Source organism: Ensifer sp. LC11 (assembly GCF_001695835.1).
In the GTDB taxonomy this organism is placed as follows: Bacteria; Pseudomonadota; Alphaproteobacteria; order Rhizobiales; family Rhizobiaceae; genus Ensifer.
Genome location: NZ_MBSO01000030.1, coordinates 33357 through 52022 on the forward strand (window position 1 = coordinate 33357; position 18666 = coordinate 52022).

General features: G+C 61.9%; 17 protein-coding genes, 1 tRNA gene and 1 riboswitch. Of the genes, 8 read left to right on the forward strand and 10 right to left on the reverse strand.

Annotated elements, in window-relative coordinates; translation table 11 throughout:
* The first annotated feature begins 56 nt into the window (after nt 1-56).
* Nucleotides 57-1562: an ATP-binding protein gene (locus BBX50_RS20435; RefSeq protein ID WP_161490887.1), complete on the forward strand. Its 1506-nt coding sequence runs from the start codon at nt 57-59 to the stop codon at nt 1560-1562.
* Nucleotides 1563-1603: 41 nt separating this feature from the next.
* Complete coding sequence (locus BBX50_RS20440) at nt 1604-2002, forward strand: response regulator (protein ID WP_244513208.1); 399 nt, start codon at nt 1604-1606, stop codon at nt 2000-2002.
* 150 nt (nt 2003-2152) lie between these two features.
* On the opposite strand, the gene gcvP is transcribed toward BBX50_RS20440, so the two are convergent.
* From gcvP to gcvT, 3 genes are read right to left on the reverse strand one after another with little or no spacing between them, the layout of a single operon-like run.
* Nucleotides 2153-5017: an aminomethyl-transferring glycine dehydrogenase gene (gene gcvP / locus BBX50_RS20445; protein WP_065777163.1), complete on the reverse strand. Its 2865-nt coding sequence runs from the start codon at nt 5015-5017 to the stop codon at nt 2153-2155.
* Complete coding sequence (gcvH, locus tag BBX50_RS20450) at nt 5017-5379, reverse strand: glycine cleavage system protein GcvH (protein ID WP_065777164.1); 363 nt, start codon at nt 5377-5379, stop codon at nt 5017-5019. The genes gcvP and gcvH overlap by 1 nt, the downstream gene beginning before the upstream one ends.
* 16 nt (nt 5380-5395) lie before the next feature.
* Complete coding sequence (gcvT, locus tag BBX50_RS20455; RefSeq protein ID WP_065777165.1) at nt 5396-6535, reverse strand: glycine cleavage system aminomethyltransferase GcvT; 1140 nt, start codon at nt 6533-6535, stop codon at nt 5396-5398.
* A gap of 141 nt (nt 6536-6676) precedes the next feature.
* Nucleotides 6677-6764, reverse strand: a riboswitch (glycine riboswitch).
* A 162-nt stretch (nt 6765-6926) separates the two neighbouring features.
* Between gcvT and BBX50_RS20460 the strand changes: the two genes are divergently transcribed.
* Nucleotides 6927-7316, forward strand: a complete 390-nt coding sequence (locus tag BBX50_RS20460; protein WP_065777186.1) for a hypothetical protein — start codon at nt 6927-6929, stop codon at nt 7314-7316.
* Between the two features lie 94 nt (nt 7317-7410).
* Nucleotides 7411-8394, forward strand: a complete 984-nt coding sequence (locus BBX50_RS20465; protein ID WP_065777166.1) for a DUF1775 domain-containing protein — start codon at nt 7411-7413, stop codon at nt 8392-8394.
* A 20-nt stretch (nt 8395-8414) separates the two neighbouring features.
* On the opposite strand, the gene BBX50_RS20470 is transcribed toward BBX50_RS20465, so the two are convergent.
* The 3 genes from BBX50_RS20470 to BBX50_RS20480 all read right to left on the reverse strand — a co-directional run bounded on the left by BBX50_RS20470 (nt 8415) and on the right by BBX50_RS20480 (nt 10118).
* Nucleotides 8415-8771, reverse strand: a complete 357-nt coding sequence (locus BBX50_RS20470) for a hypothetical protein (protein WP_065777167.1) — start codon at nt 8769-8771, stop codon at nt 8415-8417.
* Nucleotides 8772-8889: 118 nt separating this feature from the next.
* On the reverse strand, nt 8890-9204 hold the full coding sequence (locus BBX50_RS20475) for a chaperone modulator CbpM (RefSeq protein WP_065777168.1): 315 nt from the start codon (nt 9202-9204) through the stop codon (nt 8890-8892).
* Entirely contained in the window at nt 9201-10118 is a 918-nt protein-coding gene (locus tag BBX50_RS20480; protein ID WP_065777169.1) for a DnaJ C-terminal domain-containing protein, read from the reverse strand. Before BBX50_RS20480 ends, BBX50_RS20475 begins: the two co-directional genes overlap by 4 nt.
* 205 nt (nt 10119-10323) lie before the next feature.
* Here BBX50_RS20480 and BBX50_RS20485 point away from each other — a divergent pair, with 205 nt between their 5' ends.
* Together BBX50_RS20485 and BBX50_RS30985 are read left to right on the forward strand one after the other, a co-directional pair.
* The gene (locus tag BBX50_RS20485) at nt 10324-10566 is read left to right on the forward strand and encodes a hypothetical protein (protein ID WP_065777170.1); all 243 of its coding nucleotides are present in this window, start codon (nt 10324-10326) and stop codon (nt 10564-10566) included.
* Between the two features lie 205 nt (nt 10567-10771).
* On the forward strand, nt 10772-10897 hold the full coding sequence (locus BBX50_RS30985) for a hypothetical protein (RefSeq protein ID WP_274534033.1): 126 nt from the start codon (nt 10772-10774) through the stop codon (nt 10895-10897).
* A gap of 139 nt (nt 10898-11036) precedes the next feature.
* Here the strand turns inward: BBX50_RS30985 and BBX50_RS20490 are convergent, their stop codons facing one another.
* The 4 genes from BBX50_RS20490 to BBX50_RS20505 form a co-directional block, all read right to left on the reverse strand.
* Nucleotides 11037-12356, reverse strand: coding sequence for a glucoamylase family protein (locus tag BBX50_RS20490; protein ID WP_065777171.1), 1320 nt, complete (start codon nt 12354-12356; stop codon nt 11037-11039).
* Nucleotides 12357-12585: 229 nt separating this feature from the next.
* Nucleotides 12586-15042 (reverse strand): phosphoketolase family protein, encoded by a 2457-nt coding sequence (locus BBX50_RS20495; RefSeq protein WP_083213750.1) that lies wholly within the window; start codon nt 15040-15042, stop codon nt 12586-12588.
* Nucleotides 15043-15232: 190 nt separating this feature from the next.
* Nucleotides 15233-15898, reverse strand: coding sequence for a CBS domain-containing protein (locus tag BBX50_RS20500; protein ID WP_065777172.1), 666 nt, complete (start codon nt 15896-15898; stop codon nt 15233-15235).
* A gap of 99 nt (nt 15899-15997) precedes the next feature.
* A tRNA-Ser gene (locus BBX50_RS20505) sits at nt 15998-16087 on the reverse strand.
* Between the two features lie 312 nt (nt 16088-16399).
* On the opposite strand from BBX50_RS20505, the gene BBX50_RS20510 reads away from it, so the two are divergent.
* Together BBX50_RS20510 and BBX50_RS20515 are read left to right on the forward strand one after the other, a co-directional pair.
* Nucleotides 16400-17431: a septal ring lytic transglycosylase RlpA family protein gene (locus tag BBX50_RS20510; RefSeq protein WP_065777173.1), complete on the forward strand. Its 1032-nt coding sequence runs from the start codon at nt 16400-16402 to the stop codon at nt 17429-17431.
* Between the two features lie 63 nt (nt 17432-17494).
* Nucleotides 17495-18655 (forward strand): D-alanyl-D-alanine carboxypeptidase family protein, encoded by a 1161-nt coding sequence (locus BBX50_RS20515; RefSeq protein ID WP_065777174.1) that lies wholly within the window; start codon nt 17495-17497, stop codon nt 18653-18655.
* The last annotated feature ends 11 nt before the right edge of the window (nt 18656-18666 follow it).

Here is an 18666-nt window from a genome sequence, read left to right on the forward strand (position 1 = left end):
TTTCGCCGGGCCTTTTTTCTGCTGAGATGAGATCGGCTGGAACGGAGACTACGATGATGGCAGCGTTCAATGAGGATCTCGTCTTCAAGGCGCTCTACGAGACTTTTCCCGATCCTGTGATCATCATCGACGCCGAGCGGATCATCCGCTCCGCCAACAATGCTGCCCTGCAGCAGTTCGGCTATCCGGCCGAAGAATTCATCGACCAGTCCGTGCGGCTGATTTACGCGAACGATGCCGAATACGAAAGACGTCTGCGCAATCGCGCAGAAAGGGTGGATGAGACCACCGCCCGAACATCGACCTATCTCTACGTCAGGCGAGACGGATCCTCTTTTTCCGGGCACCTGCGCACCACACCGCTGATCGACGATCAGGGTGAGGAACTGGCGCTCATCGGTATCATTCGTGATGTCTCGGATCTTGCCGAGGCGGTGAGCGAGCGGCAACGGGCCTCCAAAATGCTGGATGCAGCGCTTGAGGCGATGCCCGAGGGATTTGCCATCTTCGACCGCCAGGAGCGCCTGGTTGTCTACAACAAAGCCTATCAGGCGATCTGCGGCCCGGCCGGTCCGGCGCTGAAGCCCGGCATCACCGCCGAGGAAATCCTGCTGCTGGCGCGACAGGGCGGTCACTATCCCGATGCCATACCGGGAACACGCGAAGGCGATGAGTGGATATCTTCGCGGCTCCGTGACTTCCGCCATCCCGATGGTCGCCCGAAGATTTTTCGCTATGCCGACGATCGCTGGCTAAGGGTCGAGAACATCAGGACGAAGGATGGCAACACGGTCGTTGCCCGCGTTGATGTCACGGATCTCAAGCGCGCCGAACTGGCGCTGGAGCGGCAGCGACAGGAGCTGGAACACAAGAACGAAGCCCTTGATCAGTTCACCGCCACCGTATCCCATGATCTCAAGGCGCCGCTCAGGCACATCTCGATGTTTTCCGAAATGATCGAGGATGATCTGAAGGCAGGCGATCAGACCGAGCTTGCCGAAAACGCCCGTCACCTGCGCGACAGCGTCAGACGGATGAACCGAGTGGTCGACAGCCTGCTCGACTACGCGCAGATCGCCCACCGCATTACGGACTGGACGCACGTGCGGCTGAACGACGTCGTTTCCGAGACCTTGACGATGCTCGCCGGCGACGCACGCGAGGCCAACGCGACTTTTGAGGTCGGTTCATTGCCGGAGCTGGAGGGAGATCCCGAGCTTCTCCGAAGGCTCGTCCAGAACCTGGTTGGCAACGCGATCAAGTACCGGCACGCAGACCGACCACCGGTGATCCGCATCCACGGCGGGCTCACGGACCACATGGTGGAGCTCATGGTCGAGGACAATGGCATCGGCATAGACCCGCGCTTTGCCACACGCATCTTCGAGGTGTTCCAGCGTCTGCACAAGGACGAGACGACCTACGGAGGTACCGGCATCGGCCTGGCGCTCGCAAAACGCATTGCCGAAAGCCACGACGGTTCGATCTGCCTTGACACAACCTTTCGTGAAGGCGCACGTTTCATCGTGCTTCTTCCGAGGCGGCTGAGGAAAGCGAAATAGGGCGGAACAAGGTGGTCTCGACGCCAAAGCGATTGCTCTTGGTGGAAGACGACGCGCACGATGCGCGTTTCGTCATGCGGGCCTTTGCCCAGATCGATGACAGAATCGATCTGGTTCTGGTTACCGATGCGGACGAGGCTGTCGAACAGCTCACCCGCGGCCATTTCGATTACATCCTGATGGATATCAAGTTGCCCGGAAGCGATGGCATCGACCTTCTGCGGCGCGTACGCAAGCACCGAGCGACCGCCCTTGTTCCGATCATCGTGCTGACGTCCTCGATCAATCCAGCCGATGTCCTTCACTGCTACGGTGCCGGCGCCAACGCCTATGTCGCGAAACCGTCATCGGTCATGGAATATCGCCGCTTTGCCGAAGCCTTCATCCGATTCTGGGTCGAAAGCGCGATCCTGCCGCCGAGCATGAGCTTGCGCCGATAGGGCGGGCGCGTTCGTTACGCTCGCGCCTGGTTCTTCTCTTTACGATCTTGGAGATTGTTTTGGAGATGGGATGCGCTGCGCGTCATCTCAGGTGGCATCCGCGCCCGGGCAAGCCGGCGGAACGCGCAAACGCTCCGCCGGCTTTTGATATTATTCGGCTGCTTCCGCGTAGCTTTCCAGCGGCGGGCAGGTGCAGACGAGGTTACGGTCGCCGTAGACGTTGTCGACGCGGTTGACCGGCGACCAGTACTTGTCGACCCGGAAGGCACCCGGCGGGAAGCAGGCCTGCTCGCGCGAATAGGGACGATCCCAATCGCCGACCAGGTCTTCGACCGTGTGAGGAGCGTTCTTCAGCGGGTTGTTGGTCTTGTCCATCCGGCCTTCTTCGATCGCACGAGCTTCCTCGCGGATCGCGAGCATCGCATCGCAGAAGCGGTCGATCTCTGCCTTGGTCTCAGACTCTGTCGGCTCGATCATGAGCGTGCCGGCAACCGGCCAGCTCATGGTCGGCGCGTGGAAGCCGCAGTCGATCAGGCGCTTGGCCACATCGTCGACGGTCACGCCGGCGCTCTCGACCAGCGGACGGGTATCGATGATGCACTCATGCGCGACACGGCCCTTCGACGACTTGTAGAGCACCTCATAGGCGCCCTTCAGCCGTGCGGCGATGTAGTTGGCATTGAGGATCGCCACCTTGGTCGCCTGGGTCAGGCCTTCGCCGCCCATCATCAGGCAGTAGCTCCAGGAGATCGGCAGGATCGAGGCCGAGCCGAACGGAGCAGCCGAAACCGCACCATCCTCGCCGTCCGTTTCCGGGTGGCCGGGCAGGTAGGGTGCCAGGTGCGCCTTGACGCCGATCGGGCCCATGCCGGGTCCGCCGCCGCCGTGCGGAATGCAGAAGGTCTTGTGCAGGTTCAGGTGGCTGACGTCGGAGCCGATGTCGCCGGGGCGGGCAAGGCCGACCATGGCGTTCATATTGGCGCCGTCCATGTAGACCTGGCCGCCGTGCTTGTGCACGATCTCGCAGACCTCACGCACGTTCTCTTCGAACACGCCGTGGGTCGAGGGATAGGTGATCATGCAGCACGAGAGGTTTTCCGCATACTGCTCGGCTTTCGCACGGAAATCATCCATGTCGATGTCGCCGTTTTCACTGACCTTGATGACGACCACCTTCATGCCGGCCATCTGGGCCGACGCCGGGTTGGTGCCGTGCGCCGAAGTGGGGATCAGGCAGACGTCGCGATGGGCGTCGCCCTGTGCCAGGTGGTAAGCGCGGATCGTCAGCAGACCGGCATACTCGCCCTGAGCGCCCGAGTTCGGCTGCATCGAGATCGCATCATAGCCGGTGACGGCGCAGAGCTTCTCGGACAGGTCCTCGATCATGTGCTGGTAGCCGGCCGCCTGATCCTTCGGAACGAACGGATGGATCTCCGAGAATTCCGGCCAGGTGATCGGCAGCATTTCCGCTGTCGCGTTGAGCTTCATCGTGCACGAGCCGAGCGGGATCATCGCCCGGTCGAGCGCGAGGTCGCGGTCCGACAGCCGGCGGATGTAGCGCGTCATCTCGCTTTCGGCGCGGTTCATGTGGAAGATCGGGTGCATCAGGTACTCGCTGGTGCGCAGCAGCGGCTGCGGCAGGCGGTAGCCCGGCTCGAACTCTTCCACCTTGAAGTCGCCACCGAAGGCGCGCCAGACGGCTTCGAGCGTGACGGGGCGCGAACGCTCGTCGAGGCTGATACCGATCCTGGTCTCGCCGATCTTGCGCAGGTTCACTTCCTCGGCGACGGCAGTCTTGAGGATGATGCCCTGCAGCTTGCCGACTTCGACGGTGATGGTATCGAAGAACACGTCCGGCTCGACGGTGTAGCCAAGCTTTTCAAGGCCCATGGCCAGGCGAACGGTCTTCTGGTGAACGCTCTGCGCGATCGCCTTGATGCCCTTCGGTCCATGGAAGACCGCATACATCGAGGCCATGACGGCAAGCAGCACCTGCGCGGTGCAGATGTTCGACGTCGCCTTTTCGCGGCGGATATGCTGTTCGCGGGTCTGGAGCGACAGCCGATAGGCGCGGTTGCCGCGCGCATCGACCGAAACGCCGACGAGACGGCCGGGCATCGAGCGCTTGTGGACGTCCTTGACCGCCATGTAGGCCGCGTGCGGACCGCCATAGCCGACCGGAACGCCGAAGCGCTGGGTGCAGCCGATGGCAATGTCTGCGCCCATTTCGCCCGGGGACTTCAGAAGCGCCAGCGCCAGCGGATCGGCAGCGATCGTCGCGATCGCGCCGGTCTGGTGCAGGCGGGCGATCAGGCCGGTGAAGTCATGCACGTGGCCGTAGGTGCCCGGATACTGGAAGATCGCGCCGAAGACGTCGACCGGGTCCAGATCCGTGAACGGGTTACCGATGACGATCTGCCAGCCGAGAGGCTCGGCACGGGTCTTCAGGAGCGCGATTGTCTGTGGGTGGCAGCTCTCGTCAACGAAGAAGGCCTTGGCCTTCGACTTCGAGACGCGCTCGGCCATGGCCATGGCTTCGGCGGCAGCTGTCGCTTCGTCGAGCAGCGAGGCGTTGGCAACATCGAGACCGGTCAGGTCGCAGACCATGGTCTGGTAGTTGAGCAGCGCTTCGAGACGGCCCTGGCTGATTTCCGGCTGATAGGGCGTGTAGGCCGTGTACCAGGCCGGGTTTTCCAGGATGTTGCGCTGGATCACCGGCGGCGTGATCGTGCCGTAGTAGCCCTGGCCGATCAGCGAGACGAGCTTCTGATTGCGGTTGGCCGTTTCGCGCATCTTGTCGAGCGCTTCGCGCTCGGTCATCGGCGCGCCCCAGGCGAGCGGCGTCTTCTGCCGGATCGACGGCGGCACGGTGTCGTCGATGAGCGCATCGAGCGTCGGGTACCCGACGACCTTCAGCATCTCGTCCATTTCGGCCGGCGACGGGCCGATATGACGCCGGTTAGCGAAGTCATACGGCTTGTAGTCGGTAAAGGTGAAATCCTTGGGCATGCTCATCAGGCGACGAGCTCCTTGTAGGCCGCTTCTTCGAGAAGGGCGTCGGCTTCGCTGGGGTTGGCAAGCTTCAGCTTGAAGAACCAGGCAGCACCCTGCGGATCGCTGTTGACCAGCGACGGGTCGTCGACAATCGCCTGGTTGACTTCGACGATTTCGCCATCAAGCGGACAATAGACGTCGGAAGCTGCCTTGACGGATTCGACGGTGGCAGCGCTATCGCCCTTCGAGAAGGTGGATCCGGTTTCCGGCAGTTCAACGAAGACGAGATCGCCGAGCTGGCCGGCAGCGTGCTCGGTGATGCCGACGGTTGCGACACCAGCTTCGATCTTCAGCCACTCGTGTTCCTCAGTGAACTTCAACATGTGCGCTCTCTCCTGATCAGCGTTTGTAGGTTTGTTTGACAAAGGGCAGGGCGGCGACCGCTACAGGCAGGTACTTGCCGCGCACTTCCGCAAAAAGGGTGGTGCCGTTTTCCGTGTGGCCGGAATCGACATAGCCCATGGCGACAGGGCCATCGACGGAGGGGCCGAAGCCGCCCGACGTCACCTGGCCGACAGGCGTCTTGCCCTCGGCATCGGCGAAGAGATTGGCGCCGCCACGAACGGGCGCGCGGCCCTCCGGCTTCAACCCGACACGACGACGCGAGGCGCCACCGGCAAACTGGCCGAGGATGCGATCAGCCCCCGGGAAGCCGCCTTCGCGGGCACCACCGGCGCGCCGCGCCTTCTGCATCGCCCATTCCAGCGCCGCCTCGACCGGCGTCGTCGTGGTGTCGATGTCGTTGCCATAGAGACAAAGGCCGGCTTCAAGCCGAAGCGAATCGCGGGCGCCGAGACCGATCGGCTTGACATCGGGATGCTCCAGCAGCCGCTGGGTCACATCGACAGCCGACTCCAGGGGAATGGAGATCTCGAAGCCATCTTCGCCGGTATAGCCCGAGCGGGAGATGATGCAGGTGACGTCGTGCAGATCGGCTTCGGCGACGTCCATGAAGCGCATGGCCGAAACGTCGGCCCAGAGTTCACCGAGAACCGCCTCGGCATGCGGGCCCTGCAGCGCGATCAGCGCGCGATCGTCGAGCATCGTGACTTCGCAGGTGTCTGCGAGCCCCTTCTTCAGATGCTCGAAATCGGCATCCTTGCAGGCGGCGTTGACGACGAGAAACAGGTGATCACCACGGTTGGCGATCATCAAATCGTCGAGGATGCCGCCTTCCGCATTGGTGAAAATCGCATAGCGCTGACGGCCCTCGCCAAGGCCGAGCACGTCCACCGGCACCAGCTTTTCCAGCGCAAGCGCCGCATCTTCGATCTTGCCGGACTTCGGCCGAACGATGACCTGGCCCATATGCGAGACGTCGAAGAGACCGGCGGCAACACGGGTGTGCTGGTGTTCCTTCATCACGCCTTCAGGGTACTGCACCGGCATGTCGTATCCGGCAAAGGGCACCATGCGCGCGCCGAGTGAAAGGTGCAGCGCATGCAGCGGCGTATGTTTCAAGTGAGGATTGTCTTCCAAATCCGGCCTCCAGGTCTGGCGCTCCCGCGCCGGCTCACACTTCCGGCGTCAATCGCCGTCGATTCGAGCCCCCTCTGTCCCTTTGCCTGAGATTGTTATCCCTTCGGCGAGCGTAAAAACGCTTCTCTCCAGAGTCCTACCGGCACCTTGCTGGTCCTTTGGCCTGAGAGTTTCCGGGGCGGTTGCTCCTTCGGCACCGGATTGAACCGGCTTCTCCCAACAAGATCGTCTCCAGATAACGGCGAAGGCGGGAGCTTGGCAAGAGGGCGGTGTCGCGGTGAAACACATTTTTGTCGCATGACCATAAGACGCAGCCAAGGCGGGTGCGGCAATTCTGCCTTTGCATTCTTCTCCAGTTGAGGATAACCCAAGGCAGAGACCGGGGATGACCATGACAGGGCGCGAAGGCAAATTCGGGGTAGCAGTGCGGCTGATCGCCGTATTCGCGCTCGTTTTCCTGACCTTTGCCCACAAGCCGCTCAGCGCCAAGACACTGGGCCCGGCCGAGATCGCCGCCTATCAGCTGCCTGACGGTACGACCGCCGAAATCTGCTTCGGCATGGACGGCGTCGATCACGACAGCGGCAAGGGCCAGTCCATGGCTCCGGTCTGCGAGGCCTGCCGCCTCTCGGGTTCGATCCTGCTGCCGGTTCCGCCAGCCGAGAGTGTTCGCGCCGATACCGGCGAATGGCAGATTTCGCCGGTTTTCGCCGAAAGCAGCGCGCTCCGCCAGCCTCTGCGCCTGCTGCCGCCTTCACGCGGGCCGCCGGCGCGTTCGTAATCCTCCTCTCGCATTCCCATGACAATCTGCCGCTTTGCGCGGCGTCGACCACCGGAAACCGGGCAAAGCCCGCGCGTGGTCAGGAGATTACGACATGAACACGACCAGACTGGTTTCGCTTTCGCTCGGCCTTACCCTCGCCGCGAGCGGCATTGCCCATGCCCACGCCACGTTCGAAAACGACAAGGCGCCGGTGGAGACCACCTTCAAGGCGGTGCTGCAGGTGCCGCATGGTTGCGACGGCAAGCCGACCACTGAAGTGCAGATCAAGCTTCCGGAAGGCTTCGTCTTCGCCAAGCCGCAACCGAAGCCCGGCTGGGAGCTCGAGGTGATCAAGGGCGACTACCAGAAGACCTACGACAATCACGGCAAGAAGGTCTCGTCGGGCCCGTTGGAAATCCGCTGGAAGGGCGGCAACCTCTCCGACGACTACTACGACACCTTCGTCGTTCGCGGTAAGCTCTCGGGCTTCGACAAGGAGACCGTGCTCGCCTTCCCGACCACACAGCTTTGCGGCACCGATGGCAAGGTCGTCTGGGACGAGGTTGCCGCCGAGGGCCAGAATGCGCATGACCTGAAGAGCCCGGCACCGACAGTGACCGTCACGATGGCGGATGCCGCCGATCCCCATGCCGGCCACGGTGGGCATATGGCGGCCGACGGTTCGGCAAAGATCGGCGATCTCGAAATCTCCGCCGGCTCGGTCAAGGCCATGCTGCCCGGTGCCAAGGTCGGCGGCGGTTATTTGACGATCAAGAACGCGGGCGAATCCGAGGATCGGCTCGTGGCCGTCGAAAGCCCCGCGGCGAGCCGGGTCGAAATCCACGAAATGAAGACCGAGAACGACGTGATGAGAATGCGCAAGCTCGATGACGGCGTTGCCTTGCCGGCAGGAGAAACGGTCGAGCTGAAGGCCGGTGGCCTGCATCTGATGTTCATGGATGTGAAGACGCCGTTCAAGGAAGGCGATGCGGTTCCCGTCACGCTCGTCTTCGAAAAGGCGGGCAAGGTCGACGCGACGCTGCCGGTCGGCGCTGCCAAGGGTGGCGAGGCGACCGGCGGCCAGAAGCATCATTGACGTGATAGTTTGCGACGGCCTCAGGCGGCGTCGCTTTCATCCTCATGGCCGGCGGGTTCCTCCTGCCGGCTTTCGTCTTCGCGCCTCTCCTCGGCGCCATCGTCGTCGCGCATGAACTCAAGATAGCGACGCAAGGCTTCGGCCTCTGATCGCTCCGGCAGGCGACCATCTGCACTCATCAGCATGAAAGACAAGGGCAGGGCGCCCTTCATTTTCGGGATCGCGTCGGGCGTCAGCGCGGGTTGCTCGGTGCGCTTGGTCGAAAGCAACGTGATCGCTTCGTCGGTTGGACCGTCGCCACGCACACGCGCCGACGGCTTCAGCGCTTCCGCTGCATAGGCCGCTGTCGTCGCGGATACGGTGACCACCTGCGTCACGTTCTTCCTGCCTTGCCGTTGCCAATCCTTTCTTATCGCTCAGTTCAACTTTAAGGCGCGTGAAATCCAGTGGTCGCATTTTAGGAAAACTGTAATGATCCCCTCGAACACCTGTCGTCTATTCATCCTGCACGCGCGACAGGATGAGCCTTTGAACGTCAGGCTCCTGCGCGCGGATGGCGCTCATCAGCACGGCAAGCCGGCCGCGCAGGCCGTGGATCTGGTCGAGCAGTCCCATGGCGACATCGACGCCATCGTCGTTGACCCCCATCGGCCCGGTCAGATCCTGTATCAGCCGGGCTCGGGCAAGATCGGCCTCTTCAAACAGCCAGCCTGCTTCCGCCTCGCGGGGCATCAGCCAATGCTGTTCGACCCAGATACGCAGAACCTTGACCTCAATGTCCAGGTGTTCGCAAAATTCCCGGTCGTTCATGCGTGTCCTCCCAAACCCTTACGCGGGTCTTCCGCCCTGCCTGCTTCCCAACTTTCGACGAAAGCGGAAAGTGCCGGATCGGGGGCCTGCGGCAGCGCGATCTTCAAGCTGACATAGGCGTCGCCATGGCCCCCGCCCGACTTGTGCAATCCCTTGCCCTTCAACCGCAGCGTCTTGCCGGTGTTGGAGTGTGGAGGGATCGTCACGTTGACCGCACCGTCAATGGTCGGGACACGGATCTTGCCGCCGAGCACCGCTTCGCTCAGCGAGATCGGCACATCGTAGCGCACGTCATCGCCATCGGCCGAGAAAAGCGGGTGCGGGCGAACGCGAATGTCGATCAGCGCGTCGCCCGCCGGCGCACCGTTGAAGCCAGCCTCGCCCTTGCCACGCAGCCTCAGGGTCTGGCCGTCGCGCGTGCCGGGCGGGATGGTGAGGTCGAGCGCCGGTCCGCCCCCCGGCAGGTTGATCTGTGTCTTGGTGCCATTGGCTGCGTCGAGAAAACCGACCTCCATGGAAAAATGCGCATCGCGACCGCGCTGGCTGCGCTGGCCGCCGGTGCGACGGGAAAAGAAGCTCGAAAATATATCGTCGCTATCGCCGAAGTCCGAAAAGCCATGTGTACTTTCATAGCGTCCGGCCGTTTCGCCCGACGTCGCGTAGTCCCGGTAGTATTGCCGGGGTGGGGTTTCCGCACCCGTCTCGTCGATCTCGCCGCGATCGTATTTCCCACGCTTGTCTTCATCGCTCAGCAAGGCATAGGCGGCCGACACCGCCTTGAAGCGGTCCTCGGCGCCCTTGTCTCCCGGATTGAGATCCGGATGAAGTTTCTTGGCAAGCTTGCGATAGGCGCTCTGGATGTCCTTCTGCGTCGCCTCGCGGCTGACGCCGAGCGTTTCGTATGGGCTCGTCATGCGATCTCCTTCAGGCAGGAGCGATTGGCGCCAGACCCGTGCCTTCAATCGCTCGGCTATGAGGATAGGGCAGATTTGCGCTGGTGAAAGGGGCGAGATCCGCCCCGCATCCGCCACCATTTTGCGAATGAGGGCGCTCTGTTACAATCGGCCACGAACTGAATGTTCGAGGCTGCATGCCGCCTCGACGCGCCGGGAGGTCTAAATGTCCGTCCGCCTGCAACTCGCCATCATGGTCGGCCTGATGATCAACGCCATCCTGTTCGGGATCGGTATCGTCACCATCCTGTCGATCCCCGTCCTGGCCGACAACGCCAAGTATTCCATCCCGGTCCTGGTAGTCGCCTGTTTTACCATAACGCCGTTCATCGCCTGGCTCATGGCGCCACGGCTGCGGCTCAGATACTGGCAGGACCGCGAGCAGGCGCGCAAGCAACAGTCGGTCTAGCTGGACAACACAGCAGCGGAGCTGGCGCAGCTGCAACCGCGGGATGGCAAAATTCCGCGGCAAGCGGTCGCGCAATTTGCATCTTCAACGATTAATCATTTTGTTATACCACCATTTCACTACTTGTTTTCGAACCGGCTTCGCCGCAGATTCTTTCGAGTCTCAAGGACATAGCCGGGATGCAGGCCAGAAAGGGACCGACCTCATGAGAACGATCGTATTGCTGCTTACGCTCTCCACACTGGCCGCTTGTTCGCAGACCGCCGGTGGTCCGCCGCGTGTCGTCGGCGGCGATGGCGATTATTATCAGGGTATCGTCGCTCCGAGGTAATCTGGTCACCTCTGCACGGAGCTGATCGATACGAAAGGTGGGATTGCCGTCATGCGATGGGATCCCAGAGCATTTTTCGATGGATCAAGGGCGGTTCACGCGCGCCGCCTGATACGGTTCGAACGACGTCCACTTCTTTTCAAAGCCAGCCCCCGGAAAACCCCGCCCGGCGAAGCCCGGTCACCACGGGTTGCGAGCGACGCATGATGTCCCAGAGCAGGCCGGTGCGGTAGTTTTCGACCATCAGCACGACCGGCCCCTGATCGATACCAAAGTGACAGGGGCTGACCCACCATCCCGTGTCGCTGCCTGCGACCGGGAAGGTCTGGTTGAAGGATGGCTTGAAGCCATAGAGCCTCGTCATCCCAAGACCCATCCGGGCACAGTTCCAGATCGTCGGGATGACGATCTCGGGCGCGAAAGGCAGGGATGCCACCACCACCCACGGCGAGACGGTGCCGTCATCCGGGCCGAACGGCGCACCGCGCGCGATATAGTCGAAGAACTCCCTTTGCGTGCCGTCGAAGTTCCCCCTGATCCAGCCAGGGCCATCGCTTGCGGTGAAGCCCCAGCAATGCGCACCGTATCCCTTGAAATTCATCGGATTGCGGATCGCATATTCCTGCTGGACGTAGGTCGCATGGCGGCTGTTCAGGAAGTAGTCGCTGTCATGTTCACGCATGTAGTGGTCACGGATGCCGCGAAAATCGATCCACATGTGCGAGAGCTGGTGGGTGAAGAGCGGTCCCGAGTAGAGCAGTTCCCGGCCGTAGATGTTCCGCCAATCGTAGCTTTCCGTGTAGGCGACATAGGATTCCGGCGGCAGCGGATGGGTGGGAGATCCCAGGCCGAGGATGTAGAGCAGCAGGCCCTCGTCGTAGCCGCGCCAGCGATAAGGGATAAAGCCGTTCTCCGGCCGCCAGCCATGGGTCAGCGTTAGCCCATGATCGCAGGCCCAGTTCCAGTCTGCACGCTCGTAGAGAGCATTTGCCAGGTGGCGAATTTCCGCGTCCTCCGGGGATTCCCCGTCGAAATAGGCGGCAGCCGTCAGCGCGCCGGCAAAGAGAAATGCCGAGTCGATCGTGGACAGCTCGCATTCCCACACGCGCCTGCCGGTTTCAATGTCGAGGAAGTGATAGAAGAAGCCCTTGTAACCGGAAGCATCCGGCTCGGGTCCCTGCGGGCAGTCGAAGAGAAATTTCAGCCGCCGTCGCGCGATCTTCGCGGCGAAGTTGCGAATGATGATGCCGCGCTCGACGAGAACAGGTATTGCAGCCAGCGCCATGCCGATCGCAGCAATGCTCGAAGGCGCGTCGTCCATTGTCTTATCGCGGACCAACCCGTTATCCGGGTTGGTGCAGTGGAGATAATAAAGGAGCGTCGTGAACTGGAGCCGAGCGAGGTCCTGCTCGGTTGGCATCCGCTTCACTTCGGGATCTGTCGACAGCATTTCCGACATGGCGAGCCAACCGCAGCTACGAGGAAGGGATCAGTCATCACACCGAAAGCCGCTGCTTACAGAGCGGCTCTCCGCGCGATCAGGCGATCAAGACAAAGCAGCCAGCCCCGGAAGGACACGGACGCGACCAGAGCGCCGTGCGTTCATACGAACGCAGCAAGGACGCTCTAGCTCTTTGATTCTAGAACATCTTTCCGCCTCACGCGGATCCACTTGAGAGCGGGATGCTCTAGACATTGTCACCTTCCGTCGATGTCGCTGCCTTCGCTTGCTGGGCCCCTTGAACACCCCATTTCCAACCGCTGATCGAGGGCATGTCGTCGCCATGTTTCTCGATGTATTCGCGATGCTCGATCAGCTTGGCCTGGATCGCCTGCTTGAAATAGGCGGCGCGCGCGCCGAGCTGCGGCAGGCGGTCGATGGCATCGCCGGCGAGATGGAAACGATCGAGCTCATTGAGCACAACCATGTCGAACGGCGTCGTGGTCGTCCCTTCCTCCTTGTAGCCGCGCACATGCAGATTGCCGTGGTTGGTGCGGCGATAGGTGAGGCGATGGATCAGCCACGGATAGCCATGGAATGCAAAGATGATCGGCTTGTCCCGCGTGAAGATGCCGTCGAAATCCCGATCGGAGAGGCCGTGCGGATGCTCCTCCGCAGGCTGCAACTTCATCAGGTTGACGACATTCACAACCCTCACCTTGACCTCGGGCAGGTGTTCGCGCAGCAGCTGAACGGCCGCCAGTGTTTCAAGCGTCGGAACGTCGCCGCAACAGGCCATGACGACGTCCGGCTCGCTGTTGGCATCGTTGCTCGCCCAGTCCCATATGCTGACGCCCATGCTGCAATGGCGAACGGCCTGCTCCATCGTCAGCCATTGCGGTCCCGGCTGCTTTCCCGCCACGACGACGTTGACGTAGTTGCGGCTGCGCAGGCAGTGGTCGGTCACGGAAAGCAGCGTATTGGCATCCGGCGGCAGGTAGACGCGGATCACGTCCGCCTTCTTGTTGACGACGTGATCGATGAAGCCCGGATCCTGATGGCTGAAGCCGTTGTGGTCCTGGCGCCAGACGTGGGAACTCAGGAAATAGTTGAGCGATGCAATGGGCCTGCGCCAGGGGATTTCGTTGCAGACCTTCAGCCACTTGGCATGCTGGTTGAACATGGAATCGATGATGTGGATGAAGGCTTCGTAGCAGGAGAAGAAGCCGTGGCGGCCCGTCAGCAGGTATCCCTCGAGCCAGCCCTGGCACTGGTGTTCGCTCAGCACTTCCATGATACGGCCATCCGGTGAGAGGTGATCGTCCTCCGGGTAGATCTCGGCCATATAGCAGCGGTCGGTGACCTCAAGCACGTCTTGCCAGCGGTTGGAGTTGTTCTCGTCCGGGCTGAACAGGCGGAAGTTCTTCGCATCCATGTTGGACTTCATCACGTCGCGCAGGAACTTGCCCATGATGCGCGCGGCCTCGACGGTGGTCGCGCCGGGACGAGGGACGTCGACGGCGTAATCCCGAAAGGCCGGCATCTTCAGGTCGCGCAGCAGCACGCCGCCATTGGCATGCGGGTTGTCGCTCATTCGGCGATGCCCTGATGGGGCGAGTGCGGCGAGTTCCGGTTTCAGCTTGCCGTCCACGTTGAACAGCTCCTCCGGCCGATAGCTCTTCATCCATTGCTCGAGGATCCGGATGTGCTCCGGCTTGTCCATCTCGCCCATCGGCACCTGGTGCGAGCGCCAGTAGTCCTCGCACTTCTTGCCGTCGATTTCCTTCGGGCAGGTCCAGCCCTTCGGCGTGCGGAATACGATCATCGGCCAGGCCGGCCGCTTCACGTTGCCTTTCATGCGCGCATCGTCCCAGATCGCCCGAATCTCGGCCATGGCCGTATCGAGCACGCCGGCGAGTTGCTGGTGGACGCTTGCCGGATCATGTCCTTCGACGAAGTAGGGCCTGTAGCCCATGCCTTCAAAGAACTTCCGGAGCTCATCGTGCGGGATGCGGGCAAGGAAGCAGGGATTGGCGATCTTGTAGCCGTTCAGGTGCAGGATGGGCAGCACGCAGCCGTCACGGGCTGGGTTCAGGAACTTGTTGCTCTGCCACCCGGTCGCAAGCGGCCCCGTCTCGGCTTCGCCGTCACCGACGACGCAGGCAACGACCAGATCCGGGTTGTCGAAGGCCGCGCCATAGGCATGGCTCAAGGCATAACCCAGTTCACCGCCCTCGTGGATGCTGCCGGGCGTCTCCGGCGCCACGTGACTTGGAATGCCGCCGGGGAAACTGAACTGCTTGAAGAGCTTCTGCATTCCCTCGGCGTCCTCGCCGATGTCAGGATAGAATTCGCTGTATGTGCCTTCGAGATAGGCATGGGCCACCAGCGACGGCCCGCCGTGCCCCGGACCGATCACGTAGACCATATTGAGATCGTCACGCTTGATGATCCGGTTGAGGTGCACGTAGAGCATGTTGAGCCCCGGCGACGTTCCCCAGTGGCCGAGCAGACGTGGCTTGACGTGCTCGCGCTTCAGCGGCTCGCGCAGCAAGGGATTGTCGAGCAGGTAGATCTGCCCGACGGACAGATAGTTCGACGCCCGCCAGTAGGCGTCCAACAGGCGAAGCTCGTCGGCCGGCAACGGTGAAGCTGATTTTTTGGACGCTGTCTCGTTCATCGATGCTGTTTCAGGCGTAACCATCTGAACCTCCCGATCGATAAGACATGTGCTTGAAATCACTCCCGGCTTGCTGTCATGCGCGCCGAGACGTTCCATACGTTTGCAAGGCCGCCCGCTGTTGCCCAGCGCTCAAGGGGCGCTGTCCCTCCGTTCGAAATCCTGCGGGCAAGCCGTCGACGAGACTCCCCGCGGCGATAGTCCCGGTTCAAGGCTACTGCGGATAGGGCTCCGAATAATGCTCGACCACGCCCCTGACGCCGCGCACGCCTTCGGCAAGTATCCGCGCCGCTCGGCGGCAATCGTCGGTCTCGACGTTGCCCCAAAGATGCACGACGCCGTCGGACACCGCGACCTTGATATCCAGTCCTTCAAGGCCGGTGTTTTCGCCGAGACGGATCAGGATGCTGCGCCGGATCGCGTCGTCGCCGGTTGCTGTCTCGTCTTGCCTCGCCGCCAGGATCGCCTGCAACAGGTCGGCGCGGCTGACGATGCCGATCAGGCGGCCGTCCCTCAAGACAGGAATGCGCTTGATGCTGCGTTCCTGCATCAATGCGGCAACGCGCCCAATCGGAGCGTCCTCGTCGATCGTCACGGGATCGGCTGTCATGGCGTCGCCGACGCGCCAGGACGAGCGTCGCACGTAGGCGTGGGCGCGCTCGCCGGCGGCGCGGGTCGGGTCAGCCGTCGGAACGCCGCCGCCAAGCTCCGTTCGGCGGATCAGATCGCCCTCGCTGATCAGCCCTACCAGACGCCCGTCATCGTCAACGACCGGGAGGCCGCTCACGTGATTGTCGATCATGATCTGGGCTGCCTGTCTGACGCTGTTGTCAGGGGACAACTTGACGAGCGATATCGTCATTACATCCTTGACGCGCATGTCGATCCCGCTCCCCAAAAGGACTTGGTACCGTCATCAGGCTGGGTAAATTAGACCCATCTCGTTGGTTCGACAACTAGTGGGTGGAGAAAAGGGGAGTGGCGGACAGGGTGGGATTCGAACCCACGGTACGGTTTCCCGTACGCTGGTTTTCAAGACCAGAGCCTTAAACCACTCGGCCACCTGTCCTTGCCTGAAATGGCGCAGGGCCATTTCTCCGGGCACGGCGTTATTGCGCGAACCTCTGCCGCTTTGCAAGAAGGAACATGCACCACCGAAAGATTTTCTCGGTGGTGCGCGATCGGCGACAGCACTGCGGCCCGCGCTAACCATTTATAAACCATAAGGCGAGAAATCCGGCGCCAGCCTGTGGATGAATTCGCATTTTCGCCTTGTTGCTGTCATGAATAAACTCTGTTCCGTTTCGGGACGCCGAGATTTCCGCTGGGGGTAAGCGGAAGGTTTCGAGTACGGCTTATTTCGATCGATGTTGTGGGACAGATGACCTCCAGTAAAAATGCGGCATATCTGGTCAAGGGATTGCGCCTTGCGGCGGTTCCCATGCTGTGCGTTGCGCTTGCGGCCTGTGGATCCACGTCGAGCATCAAAAAGAAGTCGCGGAGCAAGGAATACTTCCCCGAATCCGTCTACGGCGTGAAGGCAAGCCCGCGTGTTGCCACCGGCAACAACATTCCAAAGGGCGGCGGACGGTTTCAGGTCGGCAAGGCCTACCAGGTCAAGGGCAAATGGTATCAGCCGAAGGAAGACTTCGGCTACAACAAGGCCGGTATCGCGTCCTGGTACGGCTCGGCCTTTCACGGTCGCCTGACCGCCAATGGCGAGGTTTACGACAAGGCTCATCTGTCGGCCGCCCACCCGACGTTCCCGCTACCGAGCTATGCCCGCGTCACCAACATGGAAAACGGCACATCGGTCATTGTGCGCGTCAACGATCGCGGCCCTTATGAATACGGCCGCATCATCGACGTCTCCTCGAAAACGGCAGACATGCTCGACATCAAGCGCAAAGGCAGCGCACAGGTGCGCGTGCAGTATGTTGGCCGCGCACCGCTCGAAGGCAACGACATGCCTTATCTGATGGCGTCCTACGTTCAGAAGGGCGAGCGTGGTCCGAGCGTCATGCCCGAGGGCCAGATCGCGACTGGGGTCATGGTTGCCTCGAACGAGCCGTTCCGCAATCAGAGCCTCGGTACCATCACCGTTCCCGCGAAGGCCTCGCTCGACGTCAGCGAACCGGTGACCGCGCTTGCGGCTCCCGTTCCACAATTCGCGCAGCCCCAGTCGCTGAGCGAATTCGTGATGCTGCCGGAAATCGGCCCGATCCCGCGCGAGCGGCCGGAATTCATCCCGATGCCCGATGGCAATATGGCCTATGCGGCCGCCTATGTGGAAGTGCGCGTCAGTGACGCCGAATCGCCGTTCGAAGCGATCATGGTCGACAAGAAGCAGCTGACGCCCCAGGTGATCGTCGACTTCGCAAAACGCCAGAAGGCAGGCAGCTCTGTGCGATAACGGTACGCGCCGTTGTGCCAAAATGACCGCGCTGCTATGCCCAAGGGGAACCCGGAGTTTCCCATGCGCATGAAGATGCTTTCGGCGGTGTTTTTCGGCGTCGCGCTGTTTGCGGGCGACGCACTTGCACAGACACCGGCGCCCGCCTTCGATACCAAGGCAAAACAGATCCTGCTCGTCGATGCCGAAACCGGCACGGTGCTCTTCTCACGCGCCGAAAACGAGCCGATCCCACCGGCCTCACTTGCCAAGCTCATGACCATGGAAGTCGTTGCCGAGGCGCTCGGCAAGGGCGAGATCTCGGCCGAAACCACGTTCGATGTGTCCGAACACGCCTGGCGCACCGGCGGCGCGCCCGCCGGTACTTCGACGATGTTTGCCGCGTTGAAGTCGCGCATAAGGGTCGCAGATCTCTTGCAAGGTGTTGCGGTGCAACTTGCCAATGATGCCTGCATCATTCTGGCCGAGGGCATGACCGGCAGCGAGGGCGCGTTTGCCGAGCGTATGACGGCGCGGGCACGTGAACTCGGCATGCCGGTTGCAACGTTTCGAAACGCGACCGGGCTGCCGGACCCGGGCAACCAGATCACGATGAGTGAGCTCGTCACGCTCATCCGGCATCTGCACGAGGCGCATCCGGATCTCTACAGGCTTTATTCGCAGCCAGAGTTCGAGTGGAACAAGATCCTCCAGCGCAACAAAAACCCGTTGATATCGGCCAATATCGGCGTGGATGGGCTGGCGACGGGCTTCGCCGAAGGCTTCGGCTTCTCGCTTGCCACGTCGCTTCAGCGCGGCGACCGCCGCGTCTATCTGGCCATGGGCGGACTTCAGACCGACAAGGAACGGATCGAAGAGAGCCGCAAGGTTCTCGATTGGGCGATGAGCGCATTCGAGAAGAAGCGGATCTTTGCCGACGGAGAAGCAATCGGTGAGGCTGCGGTCTATGGTGGCGATGCCGCGCATGTGGCACTGGTGGCGGGCGGTCCTGTCGATGTGCTGTTGCCGGTCGATAATCCGGAGCGGCTGTCGGCACGCATCGTCTACAAGTGGCCCTTGCGCGCGCCGGTGACGGCCGGGACTGAGGTCGGCGTCGTAAAGCTGTGGAACGGCGAGAAGCTGCTGCGCGAGGTGCCGGTCAAAACCGCCACCGCGGTCGGGCAGGGTAGTTTGACAAGCCGGGCGGTTGATGCCCTGCAGGAACTACTTTTCTTCTGGCTATAGGCGGATGCCGC